We start from the raw sequence: 25,767 nt of genomic DNA, 5'->3' as shown, positions 1-25,767 counted from the left end.
CCGCGCCCGGGCGTGCCCGCCCCTGGCCGTGCCCATCCGCCGTCACTGTGCTGCACCGTACAGACCGCCCTGTCCAATCGGTCAAAAATGATGACTCATTGATAATCTGGGAGGTCAAAATGAACTACGAAGAACTCGATGCCCTGGGCATGTATGTGGACCACGGCCACAAGGGCCCCGGCCCTGAACTGATGGGCGCCGACACGCTGATCGGCAACCACGTCCACAACCTGAAAAACGAGCACCTGGGGGAAATCAAGGAAATCATGCTCGACATGCGCACCGGCGGCATCGCCTACGCGGTGATGTCGTACGGCGGCGTGTTCACGCTGGGCGAGAAACTGTTCGCCGTGCCCTGGGAGGCGCTGACGCTGGACACGATCAACAAGCGCTTCACGCTGAACCTGGACAAGGAGCGCATCGAAAACGCGCCGGGCTTCGATTCCGACCACTGGCCCGACATGGCCAACCAGACCTGGGCCAGCCAGATCCACACCTACTACGGCACCAGCGGCAACCGCGCCGCCGGCCTGCGGCGCTAATCAGCAGAAATCGCGGCTGACGGTCGGCAGCCGTCCCAGCAGGTGGGACATGTCGACCAGCCGCTTGGCGACCAGGTGGCGCACGATGCCTTCCTGTTGCCAGACGCCGTACACTCCCAGCAGCGGCGCGCCCAGCACTTCGCGCCGCTGCTGCTCGACCAGCGACGGCCAGATGATGACGTTGACGCTGCCGGTCTCATCCTCGATGGTGATGAACAGCACGCCCTTGGCCGTGCCCGGACGCTGGCGCACCGTGACCATGCCGCAGGCGCGCGCCAGCATGCCGTTGGTGTAGGTGTTGAGCGTGGAGGCCGGCATGAAGCGGTGCTCCAGCAGCTTGGGCCGCAGCAGCGCCAGCGGATGACGGCCCAGCGTCAGTCCGTGCGAGCGGTAGTCGCCCAGGATGTCCTCCCCTTCGGTCGGCGGTTTGAGCTCGGGCAGTTCCTCGACCGGCGTGGTCGGGCGCAGCAAATCCTTGTCCGGCATGGCGCCGACCGCCTGCCACAGCGCTTGCCGCCGGTTGCCGGCCAGTTGCTGCAGCGCGTTGCCGGCGGCCAGCACCTGCAGGTCGTGACGGTCGAGGTCGGCACGCCGCGCCAGGTCGGCCACGCTGGCGAACGGCCGCAGCGCGCGCTCCCGCTCGATGCGCTGGGCCGCCTCCTCCCGCATGCCCTTCATCAGCGACAAGCCCAGCCGCACGGCCGGCTGGTTGCGCTTGCCCACCCGCTCCTCCAGCGAGCTGTCCCAGCCGCTGACAGTGACGTCGATCTCGCGCACCTGCACGCCGTGGCGTTTGGCGTCCTGCACCAGCTGCGAAGGGCTGTAGAAACCCATCGGCTGGCTGTTGAGCAGCGCGCACAGGAAGGCGGCCGGCTCGTGGCACTTGAGCCAGGAACTGGCATAGGTCAGCAGCGCGAAGCTGGCGGCGTGCGATTCGGGGAAGCCGTATTCGCCAAAGCCCTTGATCTGCTCGCAGATGGCGGCGGCGAAGGTTTCGTCGTAGCCGCGCTCGCGCATGCCGTCCATGATGCGCTGCTGGTATTTGTCCACCCCGCCCTTGCGCTTCCACGCGGCCATGGCGCGCCGCAGCTGGTCGGCCTCGCCCTCGCTGAAGCCGGCGGCGATGACGGCGATCTGCATCACCTGTTCCTGGAAGATGGGCACGCCCAGCGTGCGCTTCAGCGCTTCATCCAGCCCCGGCGGGGAATCGATCAGCTTGGGGTTCATGCGCCGCTGCAGATACGGATGCACCATACCGCCCTGGATCGGCCCCGGCCGCACCAGCGCGACCTCGATCACCAGGTCGTAGAACTCCTTGGGCCGCAGGCGCGGCAGCATGCTCATCTGCGCGCGCGATTCGATCTGGAACACGCCGATGGTGTCGGCCTCGCACATCATGGCGTAGGTGGGCTTGTCTTCCTTGGGGATGTCCTGCATCCGGAACGGCGCGCCGCGCTGCGCGCCCACCAGCGCCAGCGCGCGCCGCAATGCCGACAGCATGCCCAGCGCCAGCACGTCCACCTTCATCAGACCCAGCTCTTCAAGATCGTCCTTGTCCCACTGGATCACGCAGCGCCCTTCCATCGTGGCGGCCTCGATCGGCACCAGGCGCGACAATTTTTCGTGCGAGATGACGAAGCCGCCCGGATGCTGCGACAGGTGGCGCGGGAATCCCAGCAGGGCGATCGCCAGCGCGGCCCACTGCTGGGCCAGTTGCGATTCCGGGTCCAGCCCGCACTCGGCCAGCCGGCCCAGCAGGTCGTGGCGGCTGTCGAACCAGTGGTGCGCCTTGGCCACCTTCTCGACAATCGCCAGGTCCACGCCCAGCGCCTTGCCGCTGTCGCGCAGCGCGCTCTTGGGCCGGTAGCTGATGACCACGGCCGCCAGCGCGGCGCGGTCGGCGCCGTATTTTTTGTAGATGTACTGGATCACCTCCTCGCGCCGCTGGTGCTCGAAGTCGACGTCGATGTCCGGAGGCTCGTTGCGCTCACGGGAGATGAAACGCCCGGTCAGCATGTTGCTGCGCTCGGGATCGACCTCGGTCACGCCGAGGCAGTAGCAGACCACGGAATTGGCCGCCGATCCCCTGCCTTGGCACAGGATGTCCTGCGAGCGGGCGTAGCGGACGATATCGTAGACCGTCAGGAAGTACGGCTCGTATTTCAGCTCGCGGATCAGGTCCAGCTCCTTCTCGATCTGCCCGCGCACCTTGGCCGACACGCCGGCCGGGAAGCGGCCCTGCGCGCCGGCATACACCTCCTGCCGCAGATAGCTGCCCGGCGTGTGGCCCGGCGGCACCAGCTCGTGCGGATATTCGTAGCGCAGCTCGCTCAGGCTGAACTTGCATTGCTGGAGAATGTTGAGCGTTTCGGCCAGCGCCTGCGGCGGATACAGGTTGGCCAGCCGCAGGCGCGAGCGCAGATGCTGCTCGGCGTTCTGCGCCAGCGCGTAGCCGCACTCGGCCACCGGCTTGCCGACCCGCACCGCGCACAGGGTATCGAGGAGCGGCTTGCGCGAGCGCACGTGCATGCAGACATGGCCCAGCGCCACCACCGGCATGCCGTGCTGCAGCGCCACCTCGTCGATGCTGAGGCGGTGCGCCTCGTCCAGCGCGCGCTGCAGCAGGTTCAGCCCCATCCAGCTACGGCCGGGGAACGTGACCTCCATCCATGCCGCCTGCGCGTGCAGGCGGTCGACGTCGTCCGGCTGGAAGGCCGGGTAATGCGGCAGCAGGATCATCAGGCAGCCGGGCAAGCCTTTCAGGTGGGCGTAGGCCGGCGGCGGCGCGGCAAGGTCGGCCGGCGTGAGCAGGTAGCTGCCCTTGGCGACGCGGTTGCGCCCTATGGTGATGAGTTCGCAGAGATTGCCGTAGCCCTCGCGGTCCTGCGCCAGCGCGAGCAGCGACAGCGCCGGACTGCCATCCGGGTTCTTCAAATGGAAATGGCTGCCGATCACCAGCGGCAAGTCGGCGTCCCTGGCTTGGGCGTGAGCGCGCACTACACCGGCCAACGAGCATTCGTCGGTGATGGCCAGGCCGGCATAGTCCAGCTGCGCAGCGCGCGCGACCAATTCCTCTGCGCTGGACGCGCCTTGCAGGAAGGAGAAATTGGTCATGCAGAACAGCTCTGCGTAGGCCGGCAAGATGGTGTTCATGGCAATATACTGTGTTTTTATACAGTATCATACACCCTTCACGGCCATGCCGTCGCCACCCTAAGTAGTACTACGCAGCACACGGCGCCGCGTGGCGCGGCAAAACAACAGTAAATAAAGTTTGCCTGCAAAATTGTCAGAAAACTCATTCACTTATGAGCTATTTGACTAAAATCAAATTTTGCACGGGAGAGAAAACTTGTTCGCTAACACGCCATTACGTCATGCCGTACTGCTCAGCCTGTACGGCGCAGCAGCCCTCAGCCTCGCACCATCCGCCTTCGCACAGACCGCGCCGGAAGCCAAAGCCGACACCGCCATCCAGTCGGTCAGCATCGTCGGTTCGCGCCGCGCGACCAGTTCCTCCACCGACACCGTCGTGCCGGTCGATATCATTCCGATGAGCAAGTCCACAGAACAAGGCGGCCAGTTCGACCTGGCGCAAACGCTGACTTATATCTCGCCATCGTTCAACTCGACCCGCCAGAGCGGCTCCGACGGCGCCGATCTGGTCGATTCCGCCGCGTTGCGCGGCCTCGGTTCCGACCAGACCCTGGTGCTGGTCAACGGCAAGCGCCGCCACACCACCGCGCTGGTCAACCTGTTCGGCGCGCGCAACCGCGGCAACACCGGCACCGACATGAACACCATCCCGCTGCTGGCGATCAAGGACGTGCAGGTGCTGCGCGACGGCGCCGCCGCCCAGTACGGCTCGGACGCCATCGCCGGCGTGATGGACATCGGTCTGAAGAAGAGCAAGGGCTGCGAAGCGGTTGCCGGCTTCAGCGAATACTCCAAGCGCGACGGCAAGAACTACATGACCTCGGCCTATTGCGGCTTCGAGATCGGCAACGGCGGCACGCTCGGCATCACCGGCGAGTACCTCGACCGTGGCCGCTCCAACCGCGCCGACGCCGACAATCCGCGCATCATCGGCGACAGCAAGACCAAGAACCAGACCATCTACCTGAACGGCGAACTGCCGACCGTCGGCACCGGCAAGCTGTACTTCACCGCCGGCGGCCAGACCCGCGACGCCTCCAGCGCCGCCTTCGCGCGCGGCGGCGTCGGCTCCGACGACATCCCGAGCCGCAACTCGGCCGCGATGTACCCGAACGGCTTCGTCCCCTTCATCAACGCCGACATCGACGACCGCTATGCCATCCTCGGCCACCGCAGCATGGTGGGCGACTGGAACCTGGACGTGTCGCAGACCTACGGCTACAACAAGATGAAGTACAACATCAGCCATACGATCAACGCCTCGATCGCCAACAAGGACTTGCTGGCCGGCGGCAAGGGCATCAGCCCGGACCGCTTCGACGCGGGCGGCTTCTCGTTCCAGCAACTGACCACCAACCTCGACCTGAACCACTACTACGACGGCCTGGTCGGTGACGGCCTGAACGTGGCCTTCGGCGGCGAATACCGCAGCGAGAACTACAAGATCTTCGCCGGCGAGCCGGGCTCGTACAACGACGTCGACGGCGTCGGCTTCGGCGGCAACGCCGGCAGCCAGGGCTTCCCCGGCTTCCAGCCAGCCGACCAGGTCAACGCCAAGCGCCACAGCACCGCCGCCTACCTCGACCTGGAAGCGGACCTGAGCAAGATGGTCAAGCTGCAGGGCGCGGTGCGCTACGAGAAGTTCAGCGACTTCGGCTCCACCGTCACCGGCAAGCTGGCCGGCAGCGTGCGTGTGGCCGACAGCGTGCTGCTGCGCGGCTCTGCCAGCACCGGCTTCCGTGCGCCGTCGCTGCAACAAATTTATTTCTCGTCGACCTTCACCGACTTCATCGGCGGCGTGCCGACCGACGTGGTGCTGGCGCCGAACGGCGGCACCGTCGCCAACGCGGCCGGCATTCCGAAGCTGAAGGAAGAGAAGTCGACCAGCTTCACGCTGGGCACGACCTGGACGCCGAACGCCGCGCTGTCCGTGACGGCCGACCTGTACGACATCAAGATCAAGGACCGCATTGTGCTGTCGGGCCGCTTCAACGCCGACACCTATCCCGACCTGGCCGAGCGCCTGGCCAAGCTGGGCGTGGGCGAAGCGCAGTTCTTCGTCAACTCGGTCGACACCAAGACCAAGGGCCTGGACCTGACCGCGTCGCACAAGACCAACTTCGGCTCCAACAAGCTGACCACCTTCCTGGCGCTCAACGTCAGCAAGACCGAAGTGACCGGCATCCACGCGCCGGCTTCGCTGAAAGGCTTCGAGGACGTGCTGCTGTCGGAGAAGGAACGCCTGTACATCGAGCAAGGCGCGCCGCGCTCGAAAGCCACGCTGGGCTTCGACTACGTGACCGGTCCATGGGAAAGCGACCTGAAGATCATCCACTTCGGTCCGCAGACGCTGGGCACGTTCACCGGCACGGCAGGAGGTGCACCTAACCAGCACTACGAGTCGAAGACCTCGGCCGACCTGAGCTTCACCTACACCATCAACAAAAACATGAAGTTCACCTTCGGCGGCAACAACATCTTCAACGTCAAGCCGACGTCGCAGAACGCCGACGAGACCGACAACGGTTTCAAGTATGAGAGCGTGCAGTTCGGTCTGAACGGCGCGTCGTACTTCGGCCGCCTGTACGTCAAGTTCTAAGCTTCTGCGCGCGGAATCTTCCGCGCATGTAGACTAGCCCCGAAAGTTGCCTGCAGCTTTCGGGGTTTTTTTATGCCGTCACGAAAGGTGGAAAATGTTTGAGATCAGCCAGCTGCGCTGTTTTGTCGCCGTGGCCGAGGAGCTGCACTTCAGCCGCGCGGCCGAGCGGCTGAACATGACGCAGCCGCCATTGAGCCGTCAGATCCGCCTGTTGGAGCACAACGTCGGCGCCGAGCTCATCGAACGCAACAGCCGCATGGTGCGGCTGACCGCCGCCGGCAAGGCTTTCCTGCCGGAGGCCGTTCGCATCCTTCGGCTGGCGCATGAGGCGGCGCTCACGGCGCGCCGTGCGGCCAAGGGTGAACAGGGGCATCTCGCGATCGGCTTCACCTCCGCGTCAGGCTACAGCTTGCTCCCCGAGGTAGTGCGGCGGCTGCGCGAGCACTGCCCCGGTGTGTCGCTGACGTTGAAGGAACTGGTCAGCACGGCTCAGGTCGAGGCGCTCAATTCCGGCGAGCTGGACCTCGGCCTCATGCGCCCCCACACGCTCAACGCGGAACTTGAAACCATCCCGCTGGTGACCGAGTCGCTGATGCTGGCCATCCACGAAGACGATGCCGGCAACTGGCCGCTGGAGCCCACGCTGCAAAGCCTGCAGGGCAAGCCTTTCGTGATGTACTCGCCGTTCGACGCGCGGCCGTTTCATCACATGCTGAGCGAGCGGTTCGCCAAGGCTGGCGTGGAGCCGGACGTCGTTGAACATGTGGGCCAGGTGCATACCATGCTGGCCCTGGTGCGCGCCCGCCTGGGTGTGGCATTGATTGCCGAAGGCGCGGTGCGGCTCGGATTCAACGGCCTGGTGATGAGAAAGATGGCGACCGAGCCGGTGCACATGGTCTGCGTCCACCGGCGCGACAACGAAAACCCCGTGCTACGCGTCTTTAAACGCGAGGTGCTGCCAACGTTTCATGTCGATTGATCCCGCGCGGCGATTCATTAATTGAATTGCTGGCGACACTCTTTGGTTTGGTGATGCATAGACGCCAGCCTATGATTGATTTGCAAGCCAATCATAAAAATACACAAATCAAGGAGACAGCATGAAACTAGCGGCAGCTATTGTCCTCGCCCTGGGCGCAGCCACGGCACACGCCCAATCCAACGTCACGATCTACGGCATCGTCGATGCCGCCATCGTCGGCGAACGCGGCGGCAACGCCGGCAACCTCACCAAGGTCACCAGCGGCGCCGGCTCCGCCTCGCGCCTCGGCTTCCGTGGCACCGAGGACCTGGGCGGCGGCATGTCGGCGTTCTTCACGCTGGAGGCCGGCACCAAGATCGATACCGGCGAGATCGACGCGGCCGGCACCATATTCAACCGCCAGGCCTTCGTCGGACTGAAAAGCGATCTCGGCTCGCTCGCCCTCGGCCGCCAGTACACGCCCTATCACACCACGCTGGTCAATATCGTCGACCCGTTCAGCACGGGTTACGCGGGCACCTCCAAGAACCTGTTCCCGGACTCCGGCACGAACGTCCGCACCAGCAATACGATCAGCTATGCCTCGCCTCGCGTGAATGGCGTCGATGGCGAACTGTCCTACAGCGCCGGCGAGCAGACCAATATCCGCGCCGGCCGCCAGTTCGGCGGAGCGATCGGCTACGCCACAGGTCAGTTGAGCGTGCGCCTGGCCTACAACAGCAAGAACTCCGACGTGGTCGCCAGCGGCAGCACGCCGGCGGTGGACCGCACGCTGGGCCGCAACACGCTGCTGGGCGCGAACTACAACTTCGGCTGGATCAAGGTCCACGCCGGCTACGGCATCGACAAGGGCTACAACGCCGCGCCGCTGGGCAACTCGAACAATCCGTATGGCGGCGTCAAGCCGACCGCTTCGACCGATGGCCGCGACTACCTACTGGGCTTCAGCATGCCGGCCGGGATGGGCACCGTGCTGGGCTCGGTGATGCACAAGGACGACCGCACCAGCTTCAACCAGGACGCCAATTCCTGGGGCATCGGCTACCTGCATCCCCTGTCGAAACGCACATCGCTGTACGCGGCGTACGCCCACATCAGCAATAAAAACGGCGCCGGCTACACGGTCGCCAACAATACGGAAAGCGGCACCGGCAACACCGGCTACAACCTCGGCATGCGCCACACCTTCTAAACCGGCATAACAAGAGACAGGGCATACCGTGGAACAAGCTCAATTCACCAAGCCGCAAACGCGCAAGCGCTGGGTCATCCTGGCGATGCTGTTTGCGATCACCACCATCAACTACGCGGACCGCGCGACGATTTCGATCGCCGGGCCGGACATCAAAAAGGCGCTCGGCCTGGACGCGATCCAGATGGGCTTTGTGTTCTCGGCGTTTGCCTGGTCCTACGTGCTGGCCCAGCTTCCGGGCGGCTGGCTGCTGGACCGTTTCGGCTCGAAGATCACCTATTTCTTCAGCATCTTCCTGTGGTCCACGTTCACGCTGTTCACCGGCGCGGCGGGATTCGTGACCGGCGGCGCGGCGGTGGTGCTGCTGTTCGTGCTGCGCCTGCTGGTCGGCGCCGCTGAAGCACCTTCGTTCCCGGGCAACAGCCGGATCGCCTCGTCGTGGTTCCCGACCCACGAGCGCGGCCTGGCCGCCGCCGTGTTCAACTCGGCACAATACTTCGCCACGGTGCTGTTCGCGCCCATCATGGGCTGGCTGGTGCATTCCTATGGATGGCAAAGTGTCTTCTTCGTCATGGGCGCGCTGGGCATCTTCATGGCGTTTGTCTGGCTGAAGACGATCTACGGTCCAAAGGATCACCCAGGCATCAGCGCCAGTGAGCTGCAGTACATCCAGCAAGGCGGCGCGCTGGTCGACCTGGAGAGCGGAGCGCACGCCGCCCAGCCCGCGCAGGTCAACACCATGGCTTGCATTAAGGAGCTGCTCTGCAGCCGGATGCTGCTGGGCGTGTACATCGGCCAGTATTGCATCACCACGCTCACCTATTTCTTCCTCACCTGGTTCCCCGTGTACCTGGTGCAGGAGCGTCACATGACGATCCTGAAGGCCGGCTTTGTCGCCTCGCTGCCCGCCATTGCAGGCTTCCTGGGCGGCGTCAGCGGCGGCTGGCTGTCGGATCGCTTGAACAAGGCGGGCTATTCCCTGTCGGTGTCGCGCAAGCTGCCCATCGTGATCGGCATGGTGCTGTCGATGAGCATGATCGCCTGTAACTACATCGAGACCGATATGCTGGTGGTCGCCATCATGTCGCTGGCCTTCTTCGGCAAGGGCATCGGCGCGCTGGGTTGGGCAGTGGTGTCGGACACCTCGCCCAAGGAAGCCGGTGGGCTGAGCGGCGCGTTGTTCAACACCTTCGGCAACACCGCAGGCATCACCACGCCCATCGTGATCGGCTATATCGTGCAAAATACAGGCTCGTTCTCTGGCGCGCTGGTGTTTGTCGGCGCCAATGCCGCGATGGCCATCTTCAGTTACCTGTTCATAGTCGGCGATATCAAACGCGTCTCGCTGACGACTTCGTTGAACCCAATATCTCAACCACGCTAGAGCTTACCTATGAATCACATCGTCACCAACGCCCCGGTCGTGACCGACATGCGCGTCGTTCCCGTCGCCGGCCAGGACAGCATGCTGCTCAATCTCAGCGGCGCCCATGGCCCATGGTTTACCCGCAACATCCTGATCCTGACCGACAGCGCCGGCAACACCGGCCTGGGCGAGGTTCCCGGCGGCGAGAAAATCCGCCAGACCATCGAAGACGCACGGCCGTTTGTCATCGGCAAAACGCTGGGCGACTACAACGCCGTGCTCAACACCATGCGCACCGCCTTCGCCCACCGCGACGCCGGTGGCCGTGGCCTGCAGACCTTCGACCTGCGCACCACCATTCACGCGGTGACGGCGATGGAGTCGGCGCTGCTTGATTTGCTGGGGCAGTTCATGAACGTGCCGGTGGCGGCCTTGCTGGGGGAAGGCTTGCAGCGCAACGCGGTGGAGATGCTGGGCTACCTGTTCTACGTCGGCGACCGCAACAAGACGCCGATGGCCTATCGCAGCGAGCCCGGTGCCGATGACGCGTGGTTCAGGCTGCGCAACGAGGAAGCGCTGACGCCGGAAGCCATCGTGCGCCTGGCCGAAGCGACGCACGCGCGCTACGGCTTCAACGATTTCAAACTGAAGGGTGGCGTGTTGTCCGCCGACGAGGAGATGGAGGCGATCGTCGCCCTGCACGAGCGCTTCCCCGAAGCCCGGGTGACGCTGGACCCGAACGGCGGCTGGCTGCTCAAGGATGCGATCCGCGTCTGCCGCGACAAGCACGGCATCCTGGCGTACGCGGAAGACCCGTGCGGCGCGGAGGATGGCTACTCGGGCCGCGAAGTGATGGCCGAGTTCCGCCGCGCGACTGGCCTGCCGACCGCCACCAACATGATTGCCACGGACTGGCGCCAGATGGCGCATTCGATCCAGCTGCAATCGGTGGACATCCCATTGGCCGACCCGCACTTCTGGACCATGCAGGGTTCGGTGCGCGTCGCGCAACTGTGCCAGATGTTCGGCCTGACCTGGGGTTCGCACTCGAACAACCACTTCGATATTTCGCTGGCGATGTTCACCCACGTCGGCGCGGCGGCCCCGGGCAAGGTGACCGCGATCGATACCCACTGGATCTGGCAGGATGGCCAGCGCCTGACCAAGGAGCCATTGAAAATCGAGGACGGGATGATCCATGTGCCGGCCCGGCCCGGCCTGGGTATCGAGCTCGATCCGCTGGAGCTGGAGAAGGCCCACCAAGCCTACAAGAACATGGGCCTCGGAGCGCGCGACGATGCGGTGGCGATGCAGTTCCTGGTCCCGGGCTGGAAGTTCGACAACAAACGCCCCTGCCTGGTGCGCTGAGGCGTTGTCCGCCATAGATGTGTAACGTTTGCTTACACATCGCTAACGCCATCCAACCCGGCGCCGCTTTACACTTGCCTGCATCTTAGGCACAGGAGCGATTGATGCGCCGGGCATTCCTACTCATGTTGTTGCTCTCCCTGCTGCAAGGCGCGCTTGCCTATGCGGCGCTGGGCAGTTCGCCCTCCAATTTCGGCGCCACGCCCGTCAGGCAGGCCGCGCGCAGCCTGGCCGCGACCGGCGCCGACAACACGGCCGTCTACACCATCAGCCAGAGCACGCTCGACAGCGGCACCGTGGTGCGCGAATACGTCAATGCCGACGGCAAGGTGTTCGCCGTCAGTTGGAACGGCCCAACCCTGCCCGACCTGCGCACCCTGTTGGGCGACAAGTTCGCCGTGCTGACCAACGCCGCCGCCAAGCGTCCCAAGGCGGGGCACTCGCAGCTGGCGCTGGCGCAGCAGGACGTGGTGATCGTCTCGGGCGGGCACATGCGCGCCTACGCCGGCCATGCGTGGATCCCGGCCGCGCTGCCTGCCGGCTTCGACACTTCCGTCATCGAATAGGAGAGGCGCATGCATCGTCCCCTCGCCATCGGCCGGCTGCGGCAGCGCGCCGGTGCGGCCCTGCTGGCCGCGTCCGGCTCGACCTGGTTCATCTTCCTCGCCAGCTTCATGCTCGCCCTGGTGCTCAGTGCCTGCGGTGGCGGAGGCAGCGGCGCCGCAACGTCCGCCGCGCAGACCACGCAATCCACCAGCCAGGCCGGCACCGGCACGCCGGTGGTCAGCATCAGCGCCACGCCGACCGCCACCACTGTCGGCCAGGTCATCACCCTGAGCTGGAGCGTCAGCAATCCCACGACGACCGGCTGCACCGCCTCCGGCGCCTGGAGCGGCGCGCTGGACAACAGCGGCTCACGCACCGTCACGGCCGGCGCGGCCGGCACCGCCTACTACACCGTCACTTGCGGCGAAGTCAGCAAGACCACCAGCGTGGTCGTCAGCTCGCCGCCGCCCTCGCCCACCGTCAACCTGACGCTGGCGCCGGCCAGCATCACCACCGCGCAGACCTCGGTGCTGAGCTGGTCGTCGGCCAACGCCAGCGGCTGCACCGCCGGCGGCGCGTGGAGCGGCGCCAAGGCCACCTCCGGCTCGGTCAGCATCGCGTCCAGCGTGGCGGGCAATTACGTCTACACGCTGTCCTGCGCCGGCGACGGCGGCACTGTCAACGCCAGCGCCACGCTGAGCGTGACCGCGCCGACCAGCAACAGCACCGCCATCGTGGTCGACAGCGGCCCGACCGGCGTCAACGGCGCCATCAACATCCCGTACGTCAGCGTGACGGTGTGCCGCCCCGGCACCACCATTTGCCAGACCATCGATCACGTGCTGCTCGACACCGGCTCCTATGGCCTGCGCCTGCTGGCGCCGCTCGATGCGGCGCTGAACCTGCCGGCGGTGCAGACGCCGTCCGGCGCCGACGCCGGCACCTGCGGCAAGTTCATCAGCGGCTACACCTGGGGCGCGGTGCGGCAGGCCGACGTCAAGATGGCGGACGAAACCGCCGCCGGCATTTCGATCCAGGTGATCGGCGACAGCGGCGCCAACTACGCGGCCACGCCGTCCAGTTGCAGCAGCGCCGGCAACAACCTCGGCACGCTGGCGGCACTGGGCGCCAAGGGCGTGCTCGGCGTCGGCCTGTTCAAGCAGGATTGCGGCGACAGCTGCGCCCGCTCGGCGGTCGCCGGCGCCTACTACGCCTGCACCGGCAACGGCTGCGTCGCCAGCAGCATGGCGCTGGCCTCGCAGGTCAGCAATCCGGTGGCCTCGTTCGCGGTGAACAACAACGGCGTGCTGCTGGTGCTGCCCGCCGTAGGCGCGTCCGGCCTGACGTCGGTCAACGGCACGCTGATCTTCGGCGTCAACACGCAGGCCAACAACACCATCGCCGGCGAGACGCTGTTCACCACCAACAGCGGCGGCGACTTCAGCACCATCTACAAGGGCAAGACCTACGGCGCCAGCTTCATCGACAGCGGCTCGAACGGCTACTTCTTCAACGACAGCACGATACGCACCTGCTCGGGCGGCGACTTCTACTGTCCGGCCAGCACGTTGTCGCTCAGCGCGACCAACGCCGCCGCCGACGGCAGCGCCAGCGGCGTGGTCAATTTCAACGTGGCCAACCTGGTGCAATTGGCATCCACCATCTCGGCGGCGCAGGTCGGCGGCACCGCCGGAACCGGCAACTACTTCGACTGGGGCCTGCCCTTCTTCTACGGCCGCCGCGTGTTCGTGGTGATGGAGGGCGCCAGCGTCAACGGCAAGACCGGGCCGCTCTGGGCGTACTAGCGCCCCGCTTTCCTACCCCTGCATGGCGCGCACGCCAGCTGCGCATATCGCGCTGACGTGCGCGCGCAGCCAGCGGTGCGCGGGATCGGCCTGATGACGCTTGTGCCAGCTTTGCGACACCTGCACCGTCGGCGCCTCGATAGGCAGGCGAAACAGCTGCAGCCGGTGGTGTTCCTTGCCCCAGCGCGCAAATGGCTCGGGCATGGCCGCGATGAAATCCGAGGTGGAGGCCATGACCAAGGCCGCCTGCACGCCGGGCGCGACGATGGCAACGTTGCGCCGCACGCCCGCCGCCTCCAGCGCCGCGTCGAGCCGGCTGATGCCCGAGCCGTGTTGGGATGCCGAAATGTGCGGCCAGGCCACAAACGCCTTCAACCCAACCTTGCTGCGTGGTCCCTTGGCAAGCAGCGGGTGCCCTTGCCGCACCACGCCAACGAATGAGCTCTCGAACAGCGCGTCGTCGACGATGTCCGGCTCCGATGCCGCGGGTACGCCGATGTCCAGATCGATCGCCCCACTGCGCAACACATCCGTATTCTTGTTCGCGCGCGGCACGAAGCGCAGGCTGACGCCAGGCGCTTCCGCCATCATCGCGCTCACCAGCCGCGCGGCCCAGACGCCGACGAAGCCGTCGCTGGCACGCAGCGTGAAGGTGCGCCGCAGTTGCGAAAGATCGAGTTCGTCGGAGAAGAAAATGCTGCGCACCTCGTCGATCGCCGCGCGCACCCGCTCATGCATGGCCAGCGCGCGCTGGGTCGGCGCCAGCCCCCGCCCTGCGGCGACAAACAGTGGATCGGCGGCAGCCTCGCGCAACCGCGCCAGGCGGCGGCTCATCGCCGACGGGCTGACGTGCAAGGCCTGCGCGGCGCCCACCACGCTGCCCTCCCGCAGCAGCGCATCCAGGTCCAGCAGCATATTGAAATCGACTTGGCTCATTCGTGCATCCCATGCATTCATTTAGTGCAATCATATCACTGTACACAGCAATGAACCGCGTGAGACGATCCTTGCAACACGACTATGCAAGGATTTCACCATGTCATCTCCCTCCATTGCGCGCCCGGCGGCGGCGCCCGCGTTTTCCATTTACCCGCTACTCGCCGTGCTGATCTGGACCGGCAACACCCTGGTCACCAAGGCGGCGGCCGGCGTGATCGCGCCATCCGCCATCACTTTCTATCGCTGGCTGCTGGCCGGCCTGGTGCTGACGCCGTTCGTGCTGCCGTCGCTGATCCGGCAACGCGCGGCTGTGCTCACGCAGCTGCCGCGCCTGGCCCTGCTGGGTTGCCTCGGCATGGGCCTCTACCAGGGCCTGGCGTACCAGGCCGCGCAGACCACATCGGCCATTAATATGGGCGTCATCGTGGCAACGATGCCGTTGATGTCGGCCCTGCTGTCGAGCCGGCTTGCGGGTGAATCGTTGTCCGTGGAGCGGCTGTGCGGCGCGGGCTTGTCGCTGGCCGGGCTGGTTATCCTGAGCACACGCGGCCAGCCGCTCGGCCTGCTGCAAGGCGCGGTGCACGCCGGCGACGGCCTGATGCTGGTGGCGGTGGGCTCCAACGCCCTGTACGGTGTGCTGATCAAGCGATGGGCGATGCCGCTGTCGACGTGGCTGCAGCTGTATGTGCAAATCGCCTGCGGCCTGCTGCTGATCCTGCCTTTCTGGTGGCTGGCGCCGTCATCGCCGGTGACGGCGGCCAGCATGCCGCTGATCCTGTACGCCGGCACGCTGGCATCGATCGGCGCACCGTTCTGCTGGATGAGCGGCATCAAGCACCTGGGCCCGGCACGCGCCAGCCTGTTCATGAACCTGCTGCCGGTGTTCGTGGCGCTGGCCGCCGCCGTGCTGCTGCATGAACGCTTGCACGGCTACCACGCACTGGGCGGCCTGCTGGCGCTGTCGGGCGTCTGGCTGGGCATGGCGAACCGGTGGAGCGGCGCTCCGGCCAGGTGACGGCAACCGGGTCTTCAATGTTTTTGTATTGTCACGACAATGTCACGTAAATTGGATACAGTTCCCAGCTTATATTTTCTTAATTTGCGGGGAAGCAATGAAACTGAATCTGGTGATGTTGGCTGCGATGACGGCAGCGGGTCTGGTCGGTTGCGGCGGCGATTACACGCCACCGCCGGCCGTCGCGGAAGGCACGACCGTCACGCTGGCGCTGATGGAGACCACCGACATCCACGCCAACGTGATGAGCTACAACTACTACTCACTGGCGGAAGACACCAGCCTGGGCTTGGAGCGCACCTCGACCCTGGTCAGCGCCGCGCGCGCGGAAAACCCGAACAACGTGCTGCTGGACGACGGCGACGTAATCCAAGGCACGCTGCTGGGCGACATGCAAGCCGTCACCAAGCCGATCGCCTGCACCGACACCATGGCCGTGCACAAGGTCATGAACGCCATGAAGTACGACGGCGGCGGCTTCGGCAACCACGAGTTCAACTACGGCCTGCCGCTGCTGAGCCAGATCACCAACACCGACTTCGGCATCCCAGGCGTCGCCAAGCCGAGCGGCACCTGCGGCGCGCCGGCCTTCCCGCTGGTGCTGACCAACGTCACCGGCGTGGCCAGCAACAAGCCCATCGTGCAGCCGTACACGCTGCTGCCGCGCACCTTCACCGCCACCAAGCCGGACGGCAGCAAGGTCGACGTGAAACTGAACATCGGCATCATGAGCTTCGTGCCGCCGCAGATCCTGGACTGGGACCAGAAGAACCTGGCCGGCAAGGTCGCCGTGACCGGCGTGCAGGAAGCAGCCAAGCAGTACGTGCCGGAGATGCGCACCAAGGGCGCCGACCTGGTGGTGGCGCTGTCGCACGGCGGCCTGGACCCGAGCGCCTACAGCCCGAAAATGGAGAATGGCAGCTATCACCTGACCAGCACCGGCATCGACGCGCTGCTGATCGGCCACTCGCACCTGATCTTCCCGAAGGGTAAAGAGATCGGCGCGCCGGCGCTGGACCCTTCGTTCGCGGCGTTCCCGGCCAGCGCCAAGATCGACGCCGTCAACGGCTTCGTCAACGGCGTGCCGACCGTGATGGCGCAAAGCTGGGGCCGCCGTTTGGGCATCATCAAGATGACGCTGGTCTACACCGGCGGCAAATGGGTGGTGCAGCAGGATAAGACCACGGTGGAATCGCGCGGCTTCAAGTATGCCGACGGCACCACCATCGTCAAGGCCGATCCGGCCATCGCGCCCCTCGTCGCCACCGAGCACGCGGCCACCATCGCCTACGCCAAGCAACCGCTGGGCGTGAGCACCGACTTCGAAATGTCGGCCTACTTCTCGCTGGTGGGCGACGTCAGCGCGATCCAGCTGGTCAACCAGGCGCAGCTGGATTATGTGAAGAAATTCATCGCCGCCAGCACCGACGCCACCATCGCCAGCTACAAGAACATTCCGGTGATCTCGTGCAGCGCGCCGTTCAAGGCCGGCCGCAACGGTCCTTCCGACTTCACCGACGTGGCGCCGGGCGCCAGCGCGGCCGCGCCTATCGGTCTGCAAGTGCGCAATCCGGGCGACCTCTACCTGTACAGCAACAACAACCTGCAGGCGGTGAAGATCAAGGGTTCGGACCTGAAGGCCTGGCTGGAAACGGCGGCCAAGCAGTTCGGCCAGATCGACCCGGCCAAGACCACCGAGCAGGACCTGGTGCCGTCGTATGGCACGATCTACAACTACGACGTGTTCTACGCCGAGAACAACGCGCTGACCTACCAGATCGACGTGACCAAGCCGGTTGGCAGCCGCATCGTCAACCTGACCTACCTGGGCAAGGCCGTGGCCGACGGTGACGACTTCATCGTCGCCACCAACGACTACCGCGCGGGCGGCGGCGGTGCCGTGCCTGGCATCGACGGCAGCAAGACCATCATCAAGTCGCCGGACGCCAACCAGACCGTGGTCAGCAACTACCTGACGGCGCAGGGCGCGGCCAGCGGCAAGGTCACGCTGGCGGGCAATGGCAGCGCGCGCAGCTGGAGCTTCGTCAAGGTGGCGACGGCCGGTCCGGTGATCCTGCGCTCGGCGCCGGGCCACCTGGCGCTGGCCAAGAGCAGCGGCATCACCGCCGTCACGGCCGAGGGCGCGCAGGATGCCAGCGGCTTCGCCAAGTACGCTATCGATCTGAGCAAGTAAGTGTAGATGGGGCCGGCGTTGCCGGCTCCGTTTATCGTGAGGTCACTATCATGCAAGTGAAAAATTATCCCGGCGTTGCGTTGATTGGCCTGCTGGCCGGTGTGTTCCTGTTCGGCTGCCAGTTGCAGCAGGAGAAGCCGACTTCGGCGCAAATCGAGACGGTCGGCATGAAGGCCATGCAGCAGGCCGACGCCAGCGCCGAGCGCAAGCTGATGTCGTGGTCGGCGCAGAACATGCCGGTGGCGCAGCGCGAGCTGGGACTGTTGTACCAGACCCGTCCCGAGCAGCGGGCGCAGTCGCTGAAGCTGTTCGAGCAAGCCGCGCGCGGCGGCGATGTGGATGCGGCCTATCAATTGGGCGAGATGTTGCGCGTGGGCGTGGTGGGCGTGGCGCCGGCGCCGGCTGCCGCGGCGCCGTGGTATGAGATGGCGGCCAGGCAGCATCATGCGCGGGCGGCGCTGATGCTGGGCATGCTCTACAAGAACGGCGACGGCGTCGCGCGCGACGATGCGCAGGCGGCGCAGTGGCTGAAGGTTGCCAGCGATCTTGGCAATCCACACGCCATGTTCCTGCTGTCCTACATTTACCGGGATGGCCGAGGCGTGGCGCAGGACAGCGCCCAGGCACGCCATCTGCTGGAGGAAGCCGCGGAGCATGAGTATCCGCCGGCGATCCAGGAGCTGGCGATGACGGTACAGCTGGGCGACGCCCTCAGCCCAAAAGACGAACGCCGCGCCGGCTACCTGCTCAAGGAAGCCGCCGAGCACCGCCACAACAACTGGAATCGCTTCTGACGACAGGCGCGATGCTACGCGTGGTGGCATCGTGCTGATTCTTTCGATTCGCAGCCAGCGGCAAGGTTGAACAACGCACAGACCGTCGTTGATCGCGCTCCTAGACTGGGTCCGCAGTATCCCATTCATTCGCCACGCAAGGAGCCGATATGAGAACCACCGCCCGCTCGCAAGACAAACTACCCAAGCCCCTCCCCACCGAGACCGAGCCGCAGGACGCCATCACGCTGCTGACGGAAGACCATGAACACGTCAAGTCGCTGTTCGAGCAATATGAAGAACTGGGCGACCGCGCGCATGTCAGCAAGCAAAAACTGGCCCTGCAGATCTGCACCGAGTTGACCAAGCACGCGACGGCGGAAGAGGAAATCTTCTACCCCGCCGTGCGCGCCGCGACCAAGGCCGACGACCTGATGGACGAAGCCCTGGTGGAGCACGCGTCCGCCAAGGACTTGATCGCACAGATCATTTCGATGGAGGCCACCGACGACCTGTACGATGCCAAGGTCAAGGTGCTGTCGGAGCTGATCGAGCACCATGTCCAGGAAGAGGAAGGCGAGGTCTTCCCCAAGGCCCGCAACGCCAAGCTGGACCTCGATGCGCTCGGCGCCGAGATCGCCGCGCGCAAGGAGCAAATCGAGCTGCCGCCGCACTAGGCCCGGTTCATCCAGAACGCCAGTTCCTTGGCGCGGTTGCCGCTCTGCCAGCCGGTCAGCGGCTGGTAGATGGACGCCGGATCGCCGCCGTTCGACAGGAAGGCGCGCCAGGCGAAGTGGTCGTACACGCCTTCGATGTGCACCGCGTACGCCTGCGCCAGCGCCTTGTCGCCACGGATGATGACCAGGTTCTCGTCGTTCTTGCCGGACGCCGCCGGCGAGAAGTTGTGCGAGCCGGTCACCACCACGCAATCGTCCGAGAACGGATCGATCACCAGCGTCTTCGAATGGACGATCGCGTTCAGCCCGGCGCTCAGGTACATGCTGCGCTGGAATTCGTCCAGCGCCCACTTGGGCAGGTTGGCCGGCGGCAGGCCGTCCGGCTTGAGCACCTCGTTGTGGAAGCGCGCCGGATCGACGCCGTTGGCGATCACCTGCGCGTTGTGCTCGGTGACCACGCCCTTCTCGCTCCGCGTCACCGCCGACACCACGCCGCGGATGTAGGGCGCGTCCGCCTCGGCCACGCGCGCCAGCAGCGCCTCCAGCAACGGCGACTGGCCCGGCATGAACATCAGGAACAGCACGCCGTGTTTGGCCTTGGCGATGGCGTCCAGCACCGGCGCGAATTCCGCCTGGCCCTTGGTGGCGGCGAAGAAGGTGGTGATGTTGCCGTCCACCGAGGCCTTGCCGTTGTCGACGCGCAGCTGCTCGGGCATGTCGTCGCCCACTTCGGCCAGCTTGCGCCATTGCTGGTAGAAACGGTTGGCCGTGCCCGGACGCTCCAGCACCAGCACGTTGTTAAGCTGTGTGCACAGGCCCGTCGTGGTCCAGTTGGTGCTGCCGGTCAGCATGCGCAGCGCCTGGCCGCTGGCGGAGTCGACCTCCACCACGAACTTGTTGTGCACGCTGGGGCTGGACGCGCCATTGTGCGACAGGTCGCGGTGCTTGACGATGACGTCGGCCGCCTCCAGCTCGTGCGCGGTGTCGTCGAAGGTGGAGCTGCCGTTGCCCAGCAGCAGATGGCAGCGCGCGCCGAACGCTTTCAGGCCGGCGATCAGTTCGGGATCGTTGAGCTCGTACAGTGCCGCGTAGATGTGGTTGCCGCGCCGGTCGGCGTTGGCCATGAAGTCCAGCAGCGCGTGGCGCGCCTGCCCTGCCAGGTAGCGCCGGCCCGGATAGCCGGGCTCGGCCAGGTGCGCCTTCAGGGCCTTGAGCGACTTGATGTTGACCTCGCCGCCAGCCAGCCGCGACACCACCTGCGACATGATCGTGCCGCGATTGAAGTACACGGCCGTGCCCTCGTCCCCGCTGTCCGGCGCCTCGGCCGACACCCAGGGCGAGGCCTCGCCTTCGCGCACCACGAAGCCATCGGCTGAGGCCGCCATCGGCGTGACCCGGTAGGCGGCGTGGCCCGCCTGTTCCACGTCGTGGTCCACCCACATGCAGCGGCGGATCGGCGACGCGGTCGAGGCGACCCCGCCCACCGGCACCTGCGTGCCGTCGGCCCCGGCCGGGATGCGGTTATTGAGAACCGTGACGTTGCCGGTCTTCAGATCCTTGCGTTCCAGCCGGAAGCCGACCAGGTCGTCGCTCCAGGGATCGGGCGTCCAAGCCAGCAACGCGTCGTCGGAATTCGTCACCACTTGCAGATGTGCAGCCATAGTGCCCCCTGAGAAAGTTTGCGGAAAGTCAATGCACTATAGTTCGCAATGTGCATCAAAATCTACGCACTTTCTCACCGGAGGCGGATCCCGGCCACCCCGCCGCTATGACGGCGGGCAACATGAAATTATTTCACGACACAGCCAGGCGTTCCATCTCGCGCTGCATATTGTCGATGGCGCGCTCGTTGTACTGGTCGGCGAAGTAGGCGTTGCCGAACAGCAACCCCGCCTCGGCCTTGCGGCACAGATGGGCCAGCGCGCCGCCGCGCTGCTCGCGGTACTTGGCGTCCGGCAGGTGGATGTATTCCTGCCGGATGGCGCGCGCGTAGTTCTGGTAGACCTCGTCGTCCTGGCCCAGGATCGCCAGGTCCACGCTGAGCATGGTGTCCTTCAGGCGGTGGCTGATCAAGGCTTCCTGGAAATGGTCGGTGGCGCGTATCAGTTCGGCGGCGTCGGCCATCTCCTGGCCCAGGTGGCTTCCCAGCCACAGCTGGGCGCTGGCTTCCTCGTTGGTCAGCGCGCCCGGCTCGCCGCTGTGGCCGTACTCGGCGTCATGGAACCAGAACGCCTGCTTGACGATGTCCACGTCCACCGGATCGGGCCGCGTGTTGGCCGCCCACACGCGGATCTCGCACAGGCCGTGCACCAGGTGGTCGAGGTTGTGATAGTGGCGCGCCGGGCCGCCGTAGGCCGTGGCGCCGGTCAGTCGCACGAACCACTGGTCGGCGTGGGCGATGGCGGTGGCGTCGCGGTGCTCGTAGTCCCACAGCGCTTCCCATTCCTTGCGCAGCCAGCTCAGCACCCAGGCGTGGTAGGCCGGGCCGGGCACGAACTTTTTCATGATCCAGTTCCAGCCGATCGGCCCCTCCAGCGCCTTGACGAAGCTGGAGCTGACCGAGCCCAGGTCGCGCGGCGGCATGACGAAGATGGTCTTGGCGCCCTGCAGCACGTCGACGTTGGTTTGCTGGATCAGGTTTTCGTAATCGAAGTCGGCGGTGGTGCGGATGCCGCGGATCAGGCAGTGCACGCCCTGCTTCTTGGCCGCGCGCGCCGTGTAGTCGCCCTTGACGATGACCACCGTCACATTGTCCCAGCCCTGCTCCGCGCAGCTGAGGGCGATGATGCTCTTGCGCTCCTCGGCCGTGAACTTGGGCTTCTTGGCCGGGTTCTCGGACAGGAAGACCACCACCTCGTCCGCCAGCGAACGGGCTTCGTTCATCACCCACATGTGTCCGTTGGTGATAGGGTCCAGGGTGCCCGAAAAGCCGATTTTCCTCATACGCCGCTCCAACGCCATGTCAAAGTGGCATTTTAGACTGGAGTGGCCTTCGCAGTCTCGGGAAAATCGACTTTGACCAGCAAGCCGCCCAGGCGCTCGGACTGGCCCAGGGTCAGCACGGCGCCGTGGCGCTCGGCGATGGACTTGATGATCGCCAGCCCCAGCCCGCTGCCGCCGGCCTGGCTGCCGGGCACGCGGTAGAAGCGGCCGAACACGCGTTCGCGCTCCTCGGCCGGGATGCCGGGGCCGGAATCCTCGACGCTGAGCACCACGCGGCCGGCCGCCGCTTTTGTGGCGCCGGCGCTACGGCGCAGGTCGATATCGACGGTGCCGCCGGCCGGCGTGTACTTGATGGCGTTGTCGACCAGGTTGCGCAGCAGGATGATCAGCGCGTCCGGCTGGCCGCCCACCGACGCATTGTCGTCGGCGTGGTGCAGGCCCAGGTCGATCTGGCGCGCCTGCGCCAGCCCGGCCATGTCGCCCAGCGTGCGCTTGACCAGCTCGCTCAGGTTGACCGGCTCCAGCTTGACGTCGTTGGCCGAGCCTTCCTGGCGCGCCAGCACCAGCAACTGTTCCACCAGCCGAGTGGCGCGCTCGATGCCGGCCGTGACGCGGCCGATGGCCACGCTGCGCGCCGCCTCGTCCTGCGCGCGCTCCAGGCTCAGCACCTGCAGCTTGAGCGCGGCCAGCGGCGAGCGCAGCTCGTGCGCGGCGTCCGCCACGAAGTGCTGCTGGGCGTCGAAGGCGGTACGCACGCGGCCGAACAGCAGGTTAAGCTCGTGCACCAGCGGCAGCACCTCGTCGGGCAAATCGTTTTCGGAGACGGGCGACAGATCGTCCGCCTGGCGCGCCGCCACCTGCCGCTTGACGCGCGACACCGGCGCCAGCGAGCCGCTGACCACCCACCACACCACCAGCATCAGCACCGGCGCCATGACGGCGATCGGGCCGACCGTGCGCAGCGCCAGCGTGCCGGCCATGCGCTGGCGCACGGCCATGTCCTGCGCCACCTGCACCGTCTGGTTGCTGGTCTGCACGGAGAAGATGCGGTAGGTGGTGTTGTTGGCCTTGACGTTGGAGAAGCCCAGCACGGCGCGCTGCGGCAGCGCCGCGCGCGACAGCGACCGGAACACTTGCGCGCCGTCCGGCGTCCACACCTGCACCACCAGGTCGTCGTTCTCGGGATCGGCGGCGGTGTCGGCCGCCTTGTTGGTCAGCGTGGCGCTGGAGCGCAGCGACATCGCCATCTGTTGCATGTGATAGTCGAAGATCTGGTCGGCGTCGCTGAGCGCGCTCCGGTAGGCGATCATGGCCTGCGCTATGGCGGCCATGGTGATCGCCGCCAGCAGGAACCACAACAGGCGTCCGCGCAGCGAGTGCGTCACCACGGGCACCCGTGGCAGCGACGGCAGCTTGACCTTCATCGCCTTCATAGCTTGGGTACCATGTATCCCAGGCCGCGCACGTTTTGGATCAGTTCCGCGCCCAGCTTCTTGCGCAGGCCGTGGATGTAGACTTCGACCGCGTTGCTGTTGACCTCATCCTTCCAGCTGTACAGTTTTTCCTCCAGCTGGTGGCGCGACAGCACGATGCCCGGCCGCGCGATCAGCGCCTCCAGCACCGCCCATTCGCGCGCCGACAGGCTGACCTGCTTGCCGTCGGCGATCACTTCGCGGGTCTGCGGATTGACGCTGACGCCGCCATGCTCGAACACCGGCTCGGCGCGGCCGGCCGAACGGCGCAGCAAGGCGCGGATGCGCGCCAGCAGTTCGTCGAGGTCGTAGGGTTTGAGCACGTAGTCGTCGGCGCCGGCGTCCAGGCCGGCGATGCGCTGTTCCTTGGCGTCGCGCGCGGTGGCGATCAGCACCGGCGTGAGCTCCTTGCGCGCTCGCATCGAGCGCAGCACTTCCAGGCCGTCCTTGCGCGGCAGGCCCAGGTCCAGCAGCACCAGGTCGTAGGTCTGGGTCTGCAGCGCGGTGTCGGCCATCGCGCCGTCCTTGACCCAGTCCACCGCGTAGTGCTCGGCCCTGAGCAGGTCGAGCACCACTTCGCCGATCATCGTATCGTCTTCCACCAGCAGAAGTCGCATATTGTTTCCTTTCTGTTTTTGTGTTGCGTTCTGCCGGCCCGCGCGGGGTCAGCTTAACCTTAGCCCAATCGCACCGGAATGAAGATTTTATCGTCGCCGCGCTGGATCAGCAATGCCACCGACTTGCCGGACTTGTCGACCACCTCGCGCACCTGCTCCACGCTGTTGACCGGCCGGCCGTTGACCGACAGCAGCACGTCGCCCGGCTGCACGCCGGCGTTGGCCGCCGCGCCGCGCGCATCCTCGATCAGCAGGCCGCCCGGGATGCCGGACTGGCGCTTCTCGATGCCTTCCAGCGGACGCAGCGACAAGCCCAGCTTCAGCTTGGCGCTGGCCTGGCCGGCGCGCTCGTCGCCGTCGTCCGCCGCGACCTTGTCGTTGGCGTTGCCCAGCGTGGCGCTCAATTGTACCGGCTTACCCTGGCGCCAGACTTCCAGCGTCACTTTATCACCCGGCGAGGCCAGGCCGACGATGGCAGGCAAATCGCCCGAGCTGATGATCTTGGTGCCGTTGATGGTGCGGATCACGTCGCCCGCCTTCAGGCCGGCCTTGTCGCCGGGGCTGCCCTTCTCGACGTTGGCCACCAGCGCGCCTTCCGGCGTGGCCAGGTTGAAGGAATCGGCAAAGCCCTGGTTGACCTCCTGCACCGTCACGCCCAGCCTGGCGTGGGTGACCTTGCCGGTGGAGACAATCTGGTCCTTGATCTTGCCGGCCACCTCGATCGGGATGGCGAACGACAGGCCCTGGTAGCCGCCGGTCTGGCTGTAGATCTGCGAGTTGATGCCGACCACCTCGCCGCGCGTGTTGAACAGCGGGCCGCCCGAGTTGCCGGGGTTGACGGCGACGTCGGTCTGGATGAAGGGCACGTTCCCGTCGGGCAGCGAGCGGCCCTTGGCGCTAACCACGCCGGCGGTGACGGTGTTGTCGAGGCCGTATGGCGAACCGATCGCCAGCACCCACTCGCCCACCTTCAGGTCGTTGCCCTTGGCCAGCGGGACCACCGGTAGGTTCTTGGCGTCGATCTTCAGCACGGCCACGTCGCTCTTCGGATCGGAGCCCAGCACCTTGGCGCGGAACTCGCGGCGGTCGGTCAGCTTGACCACCACCTCGCTGGCGTCGCGCACCACGTGGGCGTTGGTCAGGATGATGCCGTCGGCGCTGATGATGAAGCCCGAGCCCAGGCCGTGGGTCGGCATGCTGCGCTGGCCGCCGCGCTGTTGCGGGCCCTGGAAGCGGCGGAAGAATTCGTAGAAGGGATCGTCGGCGAACGGATCGCCACGGCCGCCCTGCTCGCCACCGTCATACGCGGTCTTGGTGCTGCCGGTGACGCTGATGTTGACCACGGCCGGGCCGTTGTGAGCGACGATGACGCTGAAGTCGGGCAGCGCGATGGGCGGCGCAGGCACGGCGACTGGCGCGGCGGCCTGCACCGGCGCGGCGGCTTGCACCACGACGGGGGCGGCGGCGACGGCATTCCCTTGTTTGACAACGGCGGCGCCACCCACGCCTATCACGCCCAGCACTGCCACGGCGAGGGCTGCACGTTTGAGAGTAGATTCGGACATAGCTGCACTCCTGAAT

Annotated in this window: 19 protein-coding genes; 12 read left to right on the top strand and 7 right to left on the bottom strand. The window is 65.9% G+C overall.

Translation table 11 applies throughout. The features are described from left to right. Nucleotides 1-119: 119 nt before the first annotated feature. Nucleotides 120-542, top strand: a complete 423-nt coding sequence (locus tag ACUJB0_RS04925; protein WP_444844255.1) for a PRC-barrel domain-containing protein — start codon at nt 120-122, stop codon at nt 540-542. Here the strand turns inward: ACUJB0_RS04925 and ACUJB0_RS04920 are convergent, their stop codons facing one another. Then, entirely contained in the window at nt 543-3,695 is a 3,153-nt protein-coding gene (locus ACUJB0_RS04920) for an error-prone DNA polymerase (RefSeq protein WP_444844254.1), read from the bottom strand. It abuts the gene before it with no gap. A gap of 199 nt (nt 3,696-3,894) precedes the next feature. Between ACUJB0_RS04920 and ACUJB0_RS04915 the strand changes: the two genes are divergently transcribed. From ACUJB0_RS04915 to ACUJB0_RS04885, 7 genes are all read left to right on the top strand, one after another. Continuing rightward, nucleotides 3,895-6,297: a TonB-dependent receptor plug domain-containing protein gene (locus ACUJB0_RS04915; RefSeq protein ID WP_444844253.1), complete on the top strand. Its 2,403-nt coding sequence runs from the start codon at nt 3,895-3,897 to the stop codon at nt 6,295-6,297. Nucleotides 6,298-6,391: 94 nt separating this feature from the next. Beyond that, nucleotides 6,392-7,276 carry a LysR substrate-binding domain-containing protein gene (locus tag ACUJB0_RS04910; RefSeq protein WP_444844252.1) on the top strand — a complete coding sequence of 295 codons (885 nt, stop codon included), beginning with the start codon at nt 6,392-6,394 and terminating at the stop codon, nt 7,274-7,276. Nucleotides 7,277-7,397: 121 nt separating this feature from the next. Continuing rightward, complete coding sequence (locus tag ACUJB0_RS04905) at nt 7,398-8,471, top strand: porin (RefSeq protein ID WP_444844251.1); 1,074 nt, start codon at nt 7,398-7,400, stop codon at nt 8,469-8,471. An 85-nt stretch (nt 8,472-8,556) separates the two neighbouring features. Further along, nucleotides 8,557-9,855 carry an MFS transporter gene (locus ACUJB0_RS04900; protein ID WP_444844947.1) on the top strand — a complete coding sequence of 433 codons (1,299 nt, stop codon included), beginning with the start codon at nt 8,557-8,559 and terminating at the stop codon, nt 9,853-9,855. 9 nt (nt 9,856-9,864) lie between these two features. Continuing rightward, nucleotides 9,865-11,205 carry a glucarate dehydratase gene (gene gudD / locus ACUJB0_RS04895; protein WP_444844250.1) on the top strand — a complete coding sequence of 447 codons (1,341 nt, stop codon included), beginning with the start codon at nt 9,865-9,867 and terminating at the stop codon, nt 11,203-11,205. A 104-nt stretch (nt 11,206-11,309) separates the two neighbouring features. Continuing rightward, nucleotides 11,310-11,771 carry a DUF2844 domain-containing protein gene (locus ACUJB0_RS04890; protein ID WP_444844249.1) on the top strand — a complete coding sequence of 154 codons (462 nt, stop codon included), beginning with the start codon at nt 11,310-11,312 and terminating at the stop codon, nt 11,769-11,771. Between the two features lie 9 nt (nt 11,772-11,780). Then, nucleotides 11,781-13,556, top strand: coding sequence for a DUF3443 domain-containing protein (locus ACUJB0_RS04885; protein WP_444844248.1), 1,776 nt, complete (start codon nt 11,781-11,783; stop codon nt 13,554-13,556). Between the two features lie 12 nt (nt 13,557-13,568). Here ACUJB0_RS04885 and ACUJB0_RS04880 read toward each other — a convergent pair whose 3' ends face one another. Beyond that, nucleotides 13,569-14,492, bottom strand: coding sequence for a LysR family transcriptional regulator (locus tag ACUJB0_RS04880; protein ID WP_444844247.1), 924 nt, complete (start codon nt 14,490-14,492; stop codon nt 13,569-13,571). Between the two features lie 100 nt (nt 14,493-14,592). Here ACUJB0_RS04880 and ACUJB0_RS04875 point away from each other — a divergent pair, with 100 nt between their 5' ends. From ACUJB0_RS04875 to ACUJB0_RS04860, 4 genes are all read left to right on the top strand, one after another. Continuing rightward, entirely contained in the window at nt 14,593-15,510 is a 918-nt protein-coding gene (locus tag ACUJB0_RS04875; RefSeq protein ID WP_444844246.1) for a DMT family transporter, read from the top strand. Between the two features lie 97 nt (nt 15,511-15,607). Beyond that, a complete protein-coding gene (locus ACUJB0_RS04870) occupies nt 15,608-17,704 on the top strand; it encodes a bifunctional 2',3'-cyclic-nucleotide 2'-phosphodiesterase/3'-nucleotidase (protein ID WP_444844245.1) in 2,097 nt (698 codons plus the stop codon). A gap of 50 nt (nt 17,705-17,754) precedes the next feature. Beyond that, on the top strand, nt 17,755-18,498 hold the full coding sequence (locus ACUJB0_RS04865; protein WP_444844244.1) for a tetratricopeptide repeat protein: 744 nt from the start codon (nt 17,755-17,757) through the stop codon (nt 18,496-18,498). A 149-nt stretch (nt 18,499-18,647) separates the two neighbouring features. Continuing rightward, nucleotides 18,648-19,154, top strand: coding sequence for a hemerythrin domain-containing protein (locus ACUJB0_RS04860; protein WP_444844243.1), 507 nt, complete (start codon nt 18,648-18,650; stop codon nt 19,152-19,154). On the opposite strand, the gene ACUJB0_RS04855 is transcribed toward ACUJB0_RS04860, so the two are convergent. The 5 genes from ACUJB0_RS04855 to ACUJB0_RS04835 all read right to left on the bottom strand — a co-directional run bounded on the left by ACUJB0_RS04855 (nt 19,151) and on the right by ACUJB0_RS04835 (nt 25,751). Continuing rightward, entirely contained in the window at nt 19,151-20,815 is a 1,665-nt protein-coding gene (locus ACUJB0_RS04855) for a phospholipase D-like domain-containing protein (protein ID WP_444844242.1), read from the bottom strand. The genes ACUJB0_RS04860 and ACUJB0_RS04855 overlap by 4 nt on opposite strands. Before the next feature lie 133 nt (nt 20,816-20,948). Next, on the bottom strand, nt 20,949-22,097 hold the full coding sequence (gene coaD, locus ACUJB0_RS04850) for a pantetheine-phosphate adenylyltransferase (protein ID WP_444844241.1): 1,149 nt from the start codon (nt 22,095-22,097) through the stop codon (nt 20,949-20,951). Between the two features lie 32 nt (nt 22,098-22,129). Beyond that, nucleotides 22,130-23,521, bottom strand: coding sequence for an ATP-binding protein (locus ACUJB0_RS04845; RefSeq protein WP_444844946.1), 1,392 nt, complete (start codon nt 23,519-23,521; stop codon nt 22,130-22,132). A 5-nt stretch (nt 23,522-23,526) separates the two neighbouring features. After that, nucleotides 23,527-24,186 carry a response regulator gene (locus tag ACUJB0_RS04840; RefSeq protein ID WP_161083604.1) on the bottom strand — a complete coding sequence of 220 codons (660 nt, stop codon included), beginning with the start codon at nt 24,184-24,186 and terminating at the stop codon, nt 23,527-23,529. Between the two features lie 59 nt (nt 24,187-24,245). After that, nucleotides 24,246-25,751 carry a DegQ family serine endoprotease gene (locus ACUJB0_RS04835; protein ID WP_444844240.1) on the bottom strand — a complete coding sequence of 502 codons (1,506 nt, stop codon included), beginning with the start codon at nt 25,749-25,751 and terminating at the stop codon, nt 24,246-24,248. Nucleotides 25,752-25,767 lie beyond the last annotated feature (16 nt).

It is taken from the genome of Duganella caerulea (genome assembly GCF_040362985.1).
Classification (GTDB): domain Bacteria; phylum Pseudomonadota; class Gammaproteobacteria; order Burkholderiales; family Burkholderiaceae_D; genus Rugamonas; species Rugamonas vulcania.
This window is presented reverse-complemented; position numbering and strand designations above follow the sequence as displayed.

Coding starts and splice junctions, on each gene's coding strand:
- ACUJB0_RS04925 (WP_444844255.1), top strand. CDS start 120: ATGAACTACGAAGAACTCGATGCCCTGGGCATGTATGTGGACCACGGC.
- ACUJB0_RS04920 (WP_444844254.1), bottom strand. CDS start 3,695: ATGAACACCATCTTGCCGGCCTACGCAGAGCTGTTCTGCATGACCAAT.
- ACUJB0_RS04910 (WP_444844252.1), top strand. CDS start 6,392: ATGTTTGAGATCAGCCAGCTGCGCTGTTTTGTCGCCGTGGCCGAGGAG.
- ACUJB0_RS04905 (WP_444844251.1), top strand. CDS start 7,398: ATGAAACTAGCGGCAGCTATTGTCCTCGCCCTGGGCGCAGCCACGGCA.
- ACUJB0_RS04900 (WP_444844947.1), top strand. CDS start 8,557: ATGCTGTTTGCGATCACCACCATCAACTACGCGGACCGCGCGACGATT.
- gudD (WP_444844250.1), top strand. CDS start 9,865: ATGAATCACATCGTCACCAACGCCCCGGTCGTGACCGACATGCGCGTC.
- ACUJB0_RS04890 (WP_444844249.1), top strand. CDS start 11,310: ATGCGCCGGGCATTCCTACTCATGTTGTTGCTCTCCCTGCTGCAAGGC.
- ACUJB0_RS04885 (WP_444844248.1), top strand. CDS start 11,781: ATGCATCGTCCCCTCGCCATCGGCCGGCTGCGGCAGCGCGCCGGTGCG.
- ACUJB0_RS04880 (WP_444844247.1), bottom strand. CDS start 14,492: ATGAGCCAAGTCGATTTCAATATGCTGCTGGACCTGGATGCGCTGCTG.
- ACUJB0_RS04875 (WP_444844246.1), top strand. CDS start 14,593: ATGTCATCTCCCTCCATTGCGCGCCCGGCGGCGGCGCCCGCGTTTTCC.
- ACUJB0_RS04870 (WP_444844245.1), top strand. CDS start 15,608: ATGAAACTGAATCTGGTGATGTTGGCTGCGATGACGGCAGCGGGTCTG.
- ACUJB0_RS04865 (WP_444844244.1), top strand. CDS start 17,755: ATGCAAGTGAAAAATTATCCCGGCGTTGCGTTGATTGGCCTGCTGGCC.
- ACUJB0_RS04860 (WP_444844243.1), top strand. CDS start 18,648: ATGAGAACCACCGCCCGCTCGCAAGACAAACTACCCAAGCCCCTCCCC.
- ACUJB0_RS04855 (WP_444844242.1), bottom strand. CDS start 20,815: ATGGCTGCACATCTGCAAGTGGTGACGAATTCCGACGACGCGTTGCTG.
- coaD (WP_444844241.1), bottom strand. CDS start 22,097: ATGAGGAAAATCGGCTTTTCGGGCACCCTGGACCCTATCACCAACGGA.
- ACUJB0_RS04845 (WP_444844946.1), bottom strand. CDS start 23,521: ATGAAGGTCAAGCTGCCGTCGCTGCCACGGGTGCCCGTGGTGACGCAC.
- ACUJB0_RS04840 (WP_161083604.1), bottom strand. CDS start 24,186: ATGCGACTTCTGCTGGTGGAAGACGATACGATGATCGGCGAAGTGGTG.
- ACUJB0_RS04835 (WP_444844240.1), bottom strand. CDS start 25,751: ATGTCCGAATCTACTCTCAAACGTGCAGCCCTCGCCGTGGCAGTGCTG.